General features: G+C 53.6%; 11 protein-coding genes. 5 read left to right on the top strand and 6 right to left on the bottom strand.

Annotated elements, in window-relative coordinates:
- Positions 1–5: 5 nt before the first annotated feature.
- The 4 genes from pstB to L1F30_RS00145 all read right to left on the bottom strand — a co-directional run bounded on the left by pstB (position 6) and on the right by L1F30_RS00145 (position 4665).
- Positions 6–827 (bottom strand): phosphate ABC transporter ATP-binding protein PstB, encoded by an 822-nt coding sequence (gene pstB / locus L1F30_RS00160; RefSeq protein WP_253361862.1) that lies wholly within the window; start codon positions 825–827, stop codon positions 6–8.
- Positions 828–885: 58 nt separating this feature from the next.
- Complete coding sequence (pstA, locus tag L1F30_RS00155) at positions 886–2163, bottom strand: phosphate ABC transporter permease PstA (RefSeq protein WP_253358170.1); 1278 nt, start codon at positions 2161–2163, stop codon at positions 886–888.
- Entirely contained in the window at positions 2156–3544 is a 1389-nt protein-coding gene (gene pstC, locus L1F30_RS00150; RefSeq protein WP_253358169.1) for a phosphate ABC transporter permease subunit PstC, read from the bottom strand. The genes pstA and pstC overlap by 8 nt, the downstream gene beginning before the upstream one ends.
- A gap of 80 nt (positions 3545–3624) precedes the next feature.
- Positions 3625–4665 carry a PstS family phosphate ABC transporter substrate-binding protein gene (locus tag L1F30_RS00145; protein ID WP_253358168.1) on the bottom strand — a complete coding sequence of 347 codons (1041 nt, stop codon included), beginning with the start codon at positions 4663–4665 and terminating at the stop codon, positions 3625–3627.
- A gap of 167 nt (positions 4666–4832) precedes the next feature.
- Here L1F30_RS00145 and L1F30_RS00140 point away from each other — a divergent pair, with 167 nt between their 5' ends.
- The 5 genes from L1F30_RS00140 to L1F30_RS00120 all read left to right on the top strand — a co-directional run bounded on the left by L1F30_RS00140 (position 4833) and on the right by L1F30_RS00120 (position 9308).
- Positions 4833–5387, top strand: a complete 555-nt coding sequence (locus L1F30_RS00140) for a TRAP transporter small permease subunit (protein ID WP_253358167.1) — start codon at positions 4833–4835, stop codon at positions 5385–5387.
- Positions 5380–6744, top strand: a complete 1365-nt coding sequence (locus tag L1F30_RS00135; protein ID WP_253358166.1) for a TRAP transporter large permease subunit — start codon at positions 5380–5382, stop codon at positions 6742–6744. The genes L1F30_RS00140 and L1F30_RS00135 overlap by 8 nt, the downstream gene beginning before the upstream one ends.
- Before the next feature lie 33 nt (positions 6745–6777).
- Positions 6778–7170, top strand: coding sequence for an acyl-CoA thioesterase (locus L1F30_RS00130; protein WP_253361860.1), 393 nt, complete (start codon positions 6778–6780; stop codon positions 7168–7170).
- Between the two features lie 165 nt (positions 7171–7335).
- Positions 7336–8469: a hypothetical protein gene (locus tag L1F30_RS00125; RefSeq protein WP_253358165.1), complete on the top strand. Its 1134-nt coding sequence runs from the start codon at positions 7336–7338 to the stop codon at positions 8467–8469.
- Positions 8466–9308 (top strand): hypothetical protein, encoded by an 843-nt coding sequence (locus L1F30_RS00120; protein WP_253358164.1) that lies wholly within the window; start codon positions 8466–8468, stop codon positions 9306–9308. The genes L1F30_RS00125 and L1F30_RS00120 overlap by 4 nt, the downstream gene beginning before the upstream one ends.
- A gap of 80 nt (positions 9309–9388) precedes the next feature.
- Here the strand turns inward: L1F30_RS00120 and L1F30_RS00115 are convergent, their stop codons facing one another.
- Both L1F30_RS00115 and uvrD read right to left on the bottom strand, forming a co-directional pair.
- Positions 9389–10537 carry a TRAP transporter substrate-binding protein gene (locus tag L1F30_RS00115; protein ID WP_253358163.1) on the bottom strand — a complete coding sequence of 383 codons (1149 nt, stop codon included), beginning with the start codon at positions 10535–10537 and terminating at the stop codon, positions 9389–9391.
- 46 nt (positions 10538–10583) lie between these two features.
- Positions 10584–12761, bottom strand: a complete 2178-nt coding sequence (uvrD, locus tag L1F30_RS00110; RefSeq protein WP_253358162.1) for a DNA helicase II — start codon at positions 12759–12761, stop codon at positions 10584–10586.
- Position 12762: the final 1 nt, after the last annotated feature.

The following is a 12762-nucleotide window of genomic DNA, read 5'->3' as shown; positions in this document are numbered from 1 at the left end:
CCCTATCAGCCGAAGCGGCCGGTGATGTAGGCTTCTGTTAATTCGTGATCAGGGTTGGTGAACACTTTTTCAGTATCGTTAACTTCAATCAGTTTGCCCAAATGAAAATAGGCCGTTCGGTGCGATACGCGCGCAGCCTGCTGCATAGAGTGGGTGACGATGGCGATGGTGTAATTTTCACTCAGCTCGGCAATCAGCTCTTCAATTTTGGCCGTGGCAATCGGATCCAATGCCGAACAGGGTTCATCCATCAAGATCACCTCCGGGCTTACCGCAATGGTACGCGCAATACACAACCGCTGCTGCTGGCCGCCCGACAAACCCGTACCCGGGCCATGCAGACGATCTTTTACCTCTTCCCACAGGCCTGCCTTGCGCAAACTGGTTTCAACAATTTCATCCAGTTCTGTGCGGCGGCTTGCCAAGCCGTGAATGCGCGGCCCGTACGCCACGTTATCGTAAATACTTTTAGGGAAGGGATTCGGCTTTTGAAACACCATACCCACGCGCGCACGCAGGGGCACCACATCCAGAGACGGGTCGTAAATGTTTCGATCTTCCAACATTAACTTGCCTTCAACACGGCAGATATCAATGGTGTCGTTCATGCGATTCAAACAGCGCAGAAATGTGGATTTACCACAACCGGACGGGCCGATCATGGCAATCACTTCATTGCGCCCGATATCCAGGTCTACGCCGTAGATGGCTTGTTTGTCTGCGTAAAAAACGTTGACATCGCGCATGCTCATTTTGGCATCGTCAACCAGTGGCAAGCCAACGGTTTTGCCAGTGTAGGCCGTGGCCTCTTGCTCTGGAATTTTCATCGGTGTTGATGCTACAGCGGTGGTCATAGGGTTACCCTGTCAATCATTTAGCGCTGGCTTACCAGCGGCGCTCCAGCCGCCGGCGTAGCCAAACAGCCAATGCATTCATTAAAAATAGAAAGCCCAGCAAAACCATAATGGCCGCGGATGTTTTTTCTACAAACGCGCGCTCGGGGCTATCGGCCCACAGGAAAATCTGCACCGGTAGGGCCGTGGCGGCATCCATTACGCCGCCTGGCACATCTACCACAAATGCCACCATGCCAATCATCAACAGTGGCGCTGTTTCACCCAACGCCTGTGCCATACCGATAATGGCGCCGGTAAGCATGCCGGGCATGGCCAGTGGCAACACATGGTGCAATACCATTTGCATTTTTGACGCACCCAACCCCAGTGCGGCTTCACGAATGGAAGGCGGCACGGCTTTAATGGCGGCGCGGCTTGAAATAATAATGGTGGGCAAGGTCATGAGTGTGAGCACCAGGCCGCCCACTAACGGAATAGAGCGGGGCATTTCAAAGAAGTTGATAAAAATCGCAAGGCCCAACAAACCGAAGATAATCGATGGCACGGCAGCCAGGTTGTTGATGTTCACTTCAATCAAATCTGTCCAGCGGTTTTTGGGGGCATACTCTTCAAGGTACACAGCCGCTGCCACGCCTATAGGGAAAGAAAGTACCAGCGTGACCATTACGGTGAACAATGAACCCAGCGCGGCCCCTAAAATACCCGCCATCTCCGGCTCGCGGGAATCACCGCTGGTGAAAAACGTGGTGTTCCATGCTGTGCGAAGCTCATCGCTTTCAACCAGCGTATTAAGCCATGCAAGTTGTTGTTCGCTCAGGCGGCCAAGAAAGGGGGCTTTGGTATCCAGGCTTTTGTACCAGGTGTCTACGTCGTCGTCGGCCAGCAACCAGAAGCCTTGGGTGGTATCTAATAAGCTCGGGTTTTGTTTCACCTGATCGCGCACCGAGTAGCTTGCACCACTGCTGATTAACGCGTTGAGGGCACGCTTGGCGCGCCTGTCTGAGACATCCATGCGGGCATAGAGCGCGCGCTTGATGGCGCCTTCAAAATCTGCCTGCATGAAGGCGTTCTCCGCCTCCGGATCAACAATGCCCAGATCTTCACTGTTGAGATCTACCGTGAGGTATATCTCGGTAGACACAAAGCCTTTGTAGCCTTTGGTGATGATGTCGGTAAACAACACCACCAGGCACGTCAGGCCAAATAAAATCGACAGTATGCCGTACAGCCGAAAGCGCTTTTCTGCGCGATAGCGGCGCGCCAGATTGCGATTCACTTTTTCAATGGTGGATTCACTGTTAGTCATACTGTTCCCGATATTTTCTTACAACGTATAGCGCTACAAAGTTGAGCGCCAAGGTGGTGACAAACAACATCAAACCCAGGGCAAACGCCGCCAGGGTCTTGGGGCTGTCGAATTCCTGATCGCCCACCAGCAAAGTGACAATTTGCACCGTCACGGTGGTAACAGACTCAAGCGGGTTGGCAGTAAGTTTGGCGGCCAGGCCCGCGGCCATCACCACAATCATGGTTTCGCCAATGGCGCGCGATACGGCCAGCAAAATACCGCCCACCACCCCCGGCAACGCCGCGGGCAGCACCACTTGTTTAATGGTTTCTGATTGGGTGGCACCCAATCCCAGCGAGCCATCGCGCAGCGATTGCGGCACGGCGCTGATCACATCGTCGGCCAGCGACGATACAAAGGGAATAATCATCACGCCCATCACCAGGCCCGCGGCCAGAGCACTTTCACTGGAGGTGGCAAAACCCAGTGACTGGCCTATGTCGCGCACCAAAGGCGCCACTGTGAGGGCGGCAAAAAAGCCGTACACCACGGTGGGGATGCCCGCTAACACCTCGAGCAAGGGTTTAACCACCGAGCGCACTTTTTTATGGGCATATTCAGCCAGATAAATGGCCGCCATTAACCCAACGGGCACGGCAACACACATGGCAATGAAGGAAATCAACATGGTGCCGGCAAACAGCGGCACCGAGCCAAAGGCGCCGGAGCTGCCCACTTGATCGGCGCGCATGGCCATTTGCGGGCTCCACTGGGTGCCGAACAAAAATTCAACGGGGCTCACCGAGCGGAAAAACTGCAGCGATTCAAACAACACGCTGAACACAATGCCCACGGTTGTGAGAATGGCCAGGCAAGAGCAGGCCAACAGTACCCAGCTAAATGCCGATTCCACTTTCTGGCGCGCGCGCAACTGGGGCGCAACGCGGCTCCAGCCAAACATCAGGCCCAATATACCCAGGCTTAACACCACGCCGGTTACCGCCAAGCGGTTGGTGTGCTGAATGTTTTTCAGGCTTTCGGCCGCCGCCACCATTTCAGCCGGTTGGCTTTCTACAGGCAGGTGACCCTGGGCGATGTTTGATACGGTATTGAGCAGCAGGCCCAACTCATCGGCAGGCAGCGCTTGTGAAGCGGCGGGCAGCTTGGCAATTACCATCCACTCAATCAGGCGGGCATCAAACAATTGCCACACGCCCAGCACCAGCAAGGCCGGCAGCGCACACCACAGGGCTGTGAGCATACCGTAGTAAAAGGGCAGGGATGCGAGACTTCGCGCGCCGCCTACGGCTTGTGATTGCAACATTGCCCGGCCGCGACCGATAACAAAGGCAAACACCGCGAGGGCGGCAAGCGTACTGATAAGTGTAATGGGCTGCATAAATTCTTGGTTTCTATATAAAAACAATCGCCCGGTGAGGCTCACCAGGCGATTGGCGTATCATACCGCGAAAGCGGTGTTTACATGGCCTTCAGTGCACGGACGTCGGCGCCGATCTTGTTGCGCTTGGTCTTGGCCATGGGGATCATGCCTTTATCGGTCAGGTAACCTTCATCGCCCCAGGCCTTTTCGCTGGTGAATTCCGCCAGGTACTCGCTAATGCCGGGCACTACACCTACGTGGGCTTTCTTCACGTAGAAATACAGTGGGCGGGAAATAGGGTAGCTGCCATCGGCGATGGTATCAAAAGTTGGCTCTTTGCCATCTACCAATGATGCTTTTACCTTGTCGCTGTTCTGATCCAGGAAGCTGAAACCGAAGATGCCCAAGGCATTCGGGTTGGCATTCAGCTTTTGCACGATCAGGTTGTCGTTTTCGCCGGCTTCTACATAGGCGCCATCTTCACGGATTTCGTGGCAAATGGTTTTGTGCTTATTTTTGTCGGCTTTTTTCAGCGCAGCAATCCACTCGATGCTGTCGCAGCCACCTTCCATGGCCATCTCCAGGAACGCATCGCGGGTACCAGAGGTGGGCGGCGGGCCCAGCACTTCAATTTTGCTCGCTGGCAGTGCGGGGTTTACGTCTTTCCAGGTTTTGTAGGGGTTGGCAATGAGCTGCTCGCCACCTTTGGGGTTTGGCACTTCTTTGGCCAGAGCCAGGAACAAATCCTTGCGGGTAACCTTGAACTGGGGTGCGGCCTTGGCGTTGGCAATTACGATGCCATCGTAGCCGATCAGCACTTCTACTACGTCTGTCACACCGTTTTCAGCGCACATGTCGCGCTCGGAATCCTTAATGGCGCGCGAGGCGTTGGTCATATCCGGGTATTGCACACCCACGCCGCCACAGAACAGCTTGAAGCCACCGCCAGTGCCGGTTGACTCAACCTTGGGGGCCTTGAAGTTGGTAGAGCGGCCAAAGCGCTCGGCCACGGTGGTGGAGAAAGGGTATACCGTGGATGAACCCACAATGCTAATGTGATCGCGCGCAGCCGCACCGGCAGTCATGGCCACACCGAGTGTGGTGGCAGCCAAAGCGGCAGTAGTCAGTAATTTCTTCACGTTGTCCTCCAAAGGGGCATCTGTTTAAGTGACGGCGCTACTCTATGTCTCTTGGGTGACAATAATATGAATGCAACGTGACAGTAATATGACAAATAATAGCTGCCACACAGAATTTGGCAGCGCGTTATAATGCCTCGCTAATACTTATAAAAAAGCCTTTTCTTATGCCTAATACTGGAGTGTCTTCCGTTGCCCATGGGCTGATAGGCCTGCAAAACACCCTTCAGGCTGTCACCCGTCGAGTGGGCTTGTGGGTATCTTGGCTCACACTGGCCATGGTGTTGATAACCTGCCTGATTGTCTTGCTGCGCTATGGGTTTAACCTTGGCAGCGTGGCCCTGCAAGAGGGGTTGGTGTATTTGCACGCGGCTGTTTTTCTACTGGCACAGGCCTACACCGCCGATGAAGACCAACAAGTGCGGGTAGACATCTTTTACCGGCGCTTCAGCCCCAAAGGCCAGGCCTGGGTGAACTGCCTGGGCGCATTGGTGTTCCTGTTGCCCTTCGCCTGCCTGCTGCTCTGGGTGACCTGGCCCTTTTTTACCAATGCGTTGGCCATCAGAGAGGGCTCGGGCGAAGCCGGCGGCTTGCCCTATGTGTATTTGTTAAAGGGGCTGCTGCCTGTGGCTGCGGCAAGCCTTGTATTACTTGCCATAGGCCAGGTTATGGGCAATTTGGGCCGGCTGGTGCAGGCCTATGGGGGCCAGGCACATGATTGAGCTGCTGCCACTACTGCTGTTTGCCGCCGTTTGCCTCGTTTTGATGTTCGGCTACCCGGTTGCCTTTACGCTGGCCGGTGTGGCCTTGCTGTTTGCAGGCCTTGGCATCTTGCTAGGCCAGTTCGACCCGAACCTGCTGCTGGCGCTGCCAGATCGGCTGTTCGGCACCATGACCAATGTCACCCTTATTGCCGTGCCCTTGTTTGTATTCATGGGCGTGATGCTTGAGCGCTCGCGGCTGGCGGAAGATTTGCTCAGCAATATGGCGCGCGCCTGCGGGCGCCTGCCCGGGGGCCTGGGGCTTTCTGTGATTTTGGTGGGTAGCTTGCTGGCCGCCAGTACCGGCATCGTGGGCGCCACGGTGGTTACCATGGGGCTTATGTCTTTGCCCACCATGTTAAAGCGCGGCTACCACCCGGCACTGGCCACCGGCACCATCTGCGCAACCGGCACTTTGGGGCAGATTATTCCACCCTCCATTGCACTGGTGTTACTGGGCGATATCCTCAGCAGCGCCTACCAGCAATCTCAACTTAAACAGGGTGTCTACAACGCCGAGCCCATCTCCGTGGGAGACTTGTTCATCGGCGCACTGGTGCCTGGCCTGTTACTGGTGCTGTTTTACGTGCTTTACATCCTGGTGAAGGCCTGGCGGCAACCCGATCTTGCACCTGCCGGCAACGACACAGCGCCACCGCTAAAAGACCTCTTGGCAAGCCTGTTGCCCCCCATCGCGCTCATTGTGCTTGTGTTGGGCTCGATTCTCACCGGTGCCGCCACGCCCACAGAGGCCGCCGGTGTGGGGGCATTCGGGGCGCTGCTGTTGGCACTGCTTAAGGGCAAGCTGAGCACGGCCATTGTGCGCGACGTGGTGCAATCCACCAGCCGCATTACCGCCATGGTGTTTGGCATTCTCATTGGCGCCTCGCTCTTTTCGCTGGTATTTCGCGGCCTGGGCGGCGAAGCCCTGGTTCACGAGCTCTTTACCGGACTGCCCGGTGGCACGCTCACGGCGCTGTTGGTGGTGATGGTGCTGATCTTCCTGCTGGGTTTTATTCTCGACTTCATCGAGATTACCTTTGTGGTGGTGCCTATCATTGCGCCGGTGCTGTTCAGCCTTGGGGTAGATCCCTTGTGGCTTGGCATCATGATTGCCATAAACCTGCAAACGAGCTTTTTGACGCCACCCTTTGGCTTTGCCCTGTTTTACCTGCGTGGCGTAGCGCCGGATTCGGTAGCTACCGCACAGATTTACCGTGGCGTAGTGCCTTTTATTGTGATCCAATTGCTGTTGCTCGCGCTGCTCGCGCTCGAACCTGGCATCGTCTCTTGGCTGCCAAACCTGCTGCGCAGCTAGCGACACCCGCGGTACCAATAACGAGAAGCAATGATGCAAAACGAAGACGAAAATCCCACGCCATCCGGCCAATTAATGCTGCAGGCATTAACACTGCCCGCCGATACCAACCCCAGCGGCGATATCTACGGCGGCTGGTTGATGACTAAAATGGATCTGGCCGGCTCCATCACAGCCCAGGCCATCGCCAATGGGCGAGTGACCACCGTAGCGGTTGGCTCCATGGTGTTTCTGCGCCCGGTGCCCGTTGGCGCAAGCGTTGGCTTTTATGTGGATGTGGAAGAAGTGGGGCGCTCGTCAATTCGCACCTTGGTAGAAGCCTGGATAATGGACCCGCAAGGCGGTGAGGCCCAAAAAATCACCGAGGGCGAGTTTGTGTTTGTGGCCATCGACGGCAACGGCCGCACGCGCCCCATCAACAAGTAATACAGGGGCAAAGCCCCTGTAACTATTTGGTACCTACGCACCACCGATACCCCATTTAATACGCCAAGCTGGCTGATTTTCCGCCGAATTTCCGCCTCTCATTGCCACCCATAGCACTCTCTTTTACATTCCGCGCACCAAGGACGCATTTGTAAAAGGAATTCCATGTTCGGCAAACTCTCTGAAAACCTCCAGAAGTTCATCTATTTCGATGGCAGTACCCAAGGCCAATCTGGGAAAAAAGTATTTATCGACCCCATGTTGCTGCCCAAATACATGGATTATGTAGAGAACTTCGCAAATACCCGTGAAACCACTATCGCCGCAATAAAGCAGCTAAGCGCCACCGCGGGCAGTGTCACCTCCAGCAAAAACCTGCAAACCGCTCACCTGCATCGCAGCCATTGCGGCACCGTGGTTGTGACATACCTGGTATTACAAGACAAGATCGAGAATAGCCACGGGCCGGGTGTTTATATTACCGATGTTGCTCAGGCCGTAATGGGGGAGAGCGAACAAGGGCCGGGGTTTTATCGCATAAATAACGTCGATGAAGGCTGGAGAAGCAAGGAATTAGAAACAGATACAATGCCGACCTTAATCGGCACTATCGGTAGCGTTTACAACAACGATACAGCGCATTACTCGCTTAAGAGCACGCAAAATAAAATAGGCGACTTTCTTGATAGACGAGCCGCAAAACATATGACGGGAGAGGGGTTTGCACTCTATTACTCACCCAGTTACACCGTTGATGGCTATGGCACCTGGTTGCCCAGCAAGCAACAAACCGGATCAGCCGGGCCCGACCGCCTTGCCAATATATTAATTAACACCCAGAAGCAGTATTGGGGTGATATCGATAGCCCGCACCTTTGGTACGTTTTTGGCGATGGCGCTACCTTGTTATCAAAAGCGCTGGATGTTGTTGAGCGTCGAGGCATCAAGCAACTCAATTATCACAGTTTCGAATTTATTGACCCCACCGTAAACATGGTAAAGGAAGCCAAACGATTGGAGTCTCTTGGTTCTGTAAGCCGCTATAAAAACCTCGACTTTATTTCCACACGTGCACGCTTTCATCAGTTTACCGGGCCTGCTAGCGCAACAACCGGCCTAGAAAAAAGTAGCGCTTGGGAAAAGTCTCTGGCAACCATTAAAGCCGGGCAGAACCAATTGCAAAATGTGGTGGAAAGCAAGTTACCGATAGTGAGCGCCAATATCGATGCTTACCGAGAACTTACTTTTACAGCCCTTACCAAAAAGTTTGTATCCATGACAACACAGTGGAACCTATGAGAGCACTAGACCAAGTACAGCATCTGGGCTGGGAGACTTTTTCACACAGCCCGCTTAACGTCTACCAATTATCCGAATTCAATTTGTCCTTCTACGGTAAGGTTCTACAGGAAGAGGGACCCTTTGCGCTAAAGTTTGCTCCCGCTGAAGTGGATATCAGCGACTACGAAGTGTTCCGTGAATTTCTGCCGCAATGGAAAAAGGATAAAGAAGAAGTTTTTAACGGCAAGGTCAATCGTGCATCACTTCCAATAGCCTTATGCCGATGGACAACCTGGGCTGACATAGTTGAGAAGTCGCATATTACTGGTGTGAATTCAGTAGAAATTAGGCTGATTTGGTATAATCCAGCAGTGTATGAACCTACATTATTCAATGTTAGATTTCAGGATATAATTCTTGAAAACAACAAGTGCTATAGCAAAGATGGCGACCGGGATGCGTTCCTCTGCGCCGAGTCTTACTTAGACATACAAAAGAAAGTTATTGGCAATAGAGAGTGGTTTCAGCACACACTTGTCAGTAAAAATATTTCCAAAGAAACCATGTTAGAAACGGTGCTTAAGGAAAATTTCGCTCTCAGAATTACCTTTCTTCCCGAAAACCAATTCGATATGTCGCATCCAATAAGCCCCTTTGCGGAAAACAAGGTAATGGCAAGCTTTTGGGATTTTATGGATCACCTACATATCGCAGGCCCGAGTGAATATCCACAATTACTGAACGGCCTATCAGCGGTAAAACCGGGCATTGGTCTGGACCCAACCACAGGCAAACCGAAAACAACTGAAGAAAGTAAAAAAACCGAGAGCCTTGAAAACAACGATTGGGGTTGGTAGTTCGACCATTCAAGATAACTTATAGACAAAAAAGGCCGAAATACAGTTCAGTATTTCGGCCTTTTTTATGGTTGCGATAGTTACCGGCTTTCGTAATACGCCTCTTCCGATATACCGTGGTAATTTTTTGCCTGATCACGAAAGGCCTTGTAGTCGGCATATACCTTGGCAAAAAATGGATCACTGGCCGATTGCTCGGCGTACATCTCTTCTGAAATGCGCTTGAGGTTATCAAGCACATCTTGCGGCAGGCGTTTAATTTGCACGCCGTGTTGATTAACCAGCTCGTTCATTGCGCGGTTGTTACGGGCAGTGTATTCATCCAGCATATCCTGGTTAACGGCCCGCGCGGTTACTTCAACGAGTTTCTGCAAATCTTCCGGTAGCGATTCAAGCGCTGTTTTATTAACAATCAGTTCAAGGGTTGGGCCAGGTTCGTGCCAGCCGGGGTAGTAGTAATATTTAGCCACTTGATGAAAACCGAAGGCTAAATCGTTATAGGGGCCCACCCATTCGGTGGCATCTATCACACCGGTTTGCAACGAGGTATACAACTCGTTACCGGGAATGTTTACCGCCACGCCACCGGCGCGGGTGAACACTTCGCCACCCAAACCGGGAATGCGCATTTTCAGGCCTTTGATATCGGCCATTGAATTGATTTCTTTGTTAAACCAGCCCGCCATTTGTACGCCGGTATTGCCGCCCGCAAAGGGCACTATGTTGAAGGGCGCGTAAGCTTCGCGCCAAAGTGCCAGGCCATTGCCATAATGCAGCCAGCCGTTCATTTCCTGGGCATTCATACCAAAAGGCACTGATGTGAAAAATGGCGCAGCGGGAATTTTACCTTTCCAGTAATAGGCACCACCGTGGCCCATTTCTACACTGCCGCTTGAAACGGCATCAAACACACCGAGTGCAGGCACCAGTTCGTTAGCGCCGTATACGGTTACCTGTAAACGCCCATCACTTGCCAGATTAATCCATTGGGCAAAGTTTTCTGCGGCCATACCCAATCCGGGGAAGTTCTTGGGCCAGGTGGTGGCCATGCGCCAGCGGTATAGCTGTTGGCTTTGCACTACACCTGGCTCGGCCAGGGTGCGGGCCGCCGGCTGGCTGAAAACCAGCGCATAAAATAGGGCCACAACAAGCGCTACCAAGGCCACCAATGTGAGCGGCACCCAAGCAGCCTGGCCTTGCATGCGTGCGCGGGAAGCAGATGTATTCATGAAATGAGCCTTAATTATTGTGTTTATTTTTTTCTTAATTGCGCACCTAGAGTGCTTCTAGTTTGGCAAGCCTCAGCACCAGCCATTTGCTGCCTTCGTTGATGAAATTTACCTGCACGCGGGCATTGGCGCCCTGGCCTTCAAACTGTGTGATTACCCCTTCGCCGAATATCGGGTGTAACACGCCTTGGCCCAGCGAGAACCCGGTACCGGCAGCTGCTTCTGCCTGGTTGTCCCAGCGTGATGGGGCGGCGCGCTCAAAGGATACCGGGCGGCTAAAGCTTGCTTTTATACGCACTTCTTCCAGCAGGTTATTGGGTATTTCTTTTACAAAGCGCGAAAGCGCATTGTAGGTTTCACTGCCGTACATGCGCCGCGATTCCGCGTAGGTGAGGTACAGCTTTTCCATGGCGCGGGTAATGCCCACATAGGCGAGCCTGCGCTCTTCTTCCAGGCGGCCCGGTTCCTCCATAGACATTTTGTGAGGAAAGAGGTTTTCCTCCATGCCCGCAAGAAACACCAGGGGGAATTCGAGGCCTTTGGCCGAATGCAAGGTCATGAGCTGAACCGCATCTTCAAATTCATCGGCCTGGCTTTCGCCGGCATCTAATGCAGCGCCGTCTAAAAACTCGGCTAAGTCTGAGATGTTTTCGTCTTCACCTACAAAACTGCCGCAGGCATTGGTGAGTTCCTGAAGGTTTTCTACCCGCGCCTGGCCCTTTTCACCTTTCTCGTTTTTGTGAAAGTCTAACAGGCCAGAGCCCTTGATGACTTTGTCTACTATTTCCCCAAGGGGCAGCTCGGCGGTGGCCTCTTTTAATTCGCCAACCAAAAGCTGAAAGGCTTCTACGGCTGCGCGTGCGCGGGCAGCCAGTACCTTTTCCTGCACCATTTTTTGTGCGGCCGCCCATAAAGAGCAGCCCTCTGCGCGGGCGAATTGGCGGATGTTATCTACCGATTTTTCACCTATGCCCCGGGTCGGGGTGTTCACCACCCGCTCAAAGGCCGGATCGTCGTGGGGGTTGTTTATCAAACGCAAATACGCCAGCGCATTTTTGATTTCCAGCCGCTCGTAGAAACGTTGGCCGCCATAAATGCGATAGGGCACCTGTTCGCGCAACAGCGCTTCTTCCAAAACCCGCGATTGGGCGTTAGAGCGGTACAAGATGGCCACTTCATCCAGCCTGCGATTGGGCTGGCTGTGCCATTGCTCTATGCGCTCTACTATAAAGCGCGCTTCATCCTGCTCATTGTAGGCGGCGTAGAGGGCAATCTGTTCGCCTTCATCGCCGTCTGTCCACAGCTGCTTGCCCAAACGGCCTTGGTTGTTATCAATAACGGCGTTGGCTGCATTGAGAATATTGGCGGTAGAGCGGTAGTTTTGCTCAAGCCGGATGGTTTTGGTGTTGGCAAAATCATCGGTAAAGCGCTGGATATTTTCTATGCGCGCGCCGCGCCAGCCGTAAATAGATTGATCATCATCCCCTACGGCTGTCACATGGGCACGCTTGCCCGCCAGTACCCTGAGCCAGGCGTACTGCACGGCGTTGGTATCTTGAAATTCGTCTACCAAAATGAAAGGGAAGCGCTGTTGGTAGTGTTTCAGCAGGGCCGGGTTGTCTCTCAACAGTTCCAGCGCACGCAGTAGCAGCTCACCAAAGTCCACAAGGCCTGTGGTGTTGCAGGCGGCCTCATACCCCCGGTAAATGGCAAGGTGGGTGCGCGTGTACACATCACCTGTATCATCTACGTGTGCCGCGCGACGGCCTTCATCTTTCTGGCTGTTAATCCACCACTGGGCTTGGCGTGCAGGCCACTGTTTTTCATCGAGCTGCAGCTCTGCGCACACCCGTTTGATCATGCGCAGCTGGTCGTCTGAATCCAGTATCTGGAAGTTCTGCGGCAGCTTTGCGTCTTGCCAATGCATTTTAAGCAGGCGATGGGCTAGGCCGTGGAAGGTACCCACCCACATGGCGCGGGGGTTTAAGCCCAGCAGCTCTTCCAAACGTGCGCGCATTTCACGGGCGGCTTTGTTGGTAAAGGTTACCGCCATAATGGATACCGGCGAAACCTGCTCTACCTCTATCAGCCAGGCAATGCGGTGCACCAGCACACGGGTTTTGCCGCTACCGGCACCGGCCAGAATCAGTTGGTTACAGGGTTCTGCGCTAACGGCCTCGCGTTGCGCATCATTGAGTTGGTCGAGCAGGCGAGAAACGTCCATG

Source organism: Simiduia sp. 21SJ11W-1 (assembly GCF_024138675.1).
Taxonomy (GTDB): domain Bacteria; phylum Pseudomonadota; class Gammaproteobacteria; order Pseudomonadales; family Cellvibrionaceae; genus Simiduia.
Note: the sequence above shows the minus strand (reverse complement) of the source record. Positions and strands in the feature narration are given on the sequence as shown.

Excerpts from the sequence above, each read along its gene's own strand:
- L1F30_RS00125 (WP_253358165.1), top strand. The coding sequence starts at position 7,336 with ATGTTCGGCAAACTCTCTGAAAACCTCCAGAAGTTCATCTATTTCGAT.
- pstB (WP_253361862.1), bottom strand. The coding sequence starts at position 827 with ATGAAAATTCCAGAGCAAGAGGCCACGGCCTACACTGGCAAAACCGTT.
- pstC (WP_253358169.1), bottom strand. The coding sequence starts at position 3,544 with ATGCAGCCCATTACACTTATCAGTACGCTTGCCGCCCTCGCGGTGTTT.
- L1F30_RS00120 (WP_253358164.1), top strand. The coding sequence starts at position 8,466 with ATGAGAGCACTAGACCAAGTACAGCATCTGGGCTGGGAGACTTTTTCA.
- uvrD (WP_253358162.1), bottom strand. The coding sequence starts at position 12,761 with ATGGACGTTTCTCGCCTGCTCGACCAACTCAATGATGCGCAACGCGAG.
- L1F30_RS00130 (WP_253361860.1), top strand. The coding sequence starts at position 6,778 with ATGCAAAACGAAGACGAAAATCCCACGCCATCCGGCCAATTAATGCTG.
- L1F30_RS00140 (WP_253358167.1), top strand. The coding sequence starts at position 4,833 with ATGCCTAATACTGGAGTGTCTTCCGTTGCCCATGGGCTGATAGGCCTG.
- L1F30_RS00115 (WP_253358163.1), bottom strand. The coding sequence starts at position 10,537 with ATGAATACATCTGCTTCCCGCGCACGCATGCAAGGCCAGGCTGCTTGG.
- L1F30_RS00135 (WP_253358166.1), top strand. The coding sequence starts at position 5,380 with ATGATTGAGCTGCTGCCACTACTGCTGTTTGCCGCCGTTTGCCTCGTT.
- pstA (WP_253358170.1), bottom strand. The coding sequence starts at position 2,163 with ATGACTAACAGTGAATCCACCATTGAAAAAGTGAATCGCAATCTGGCG.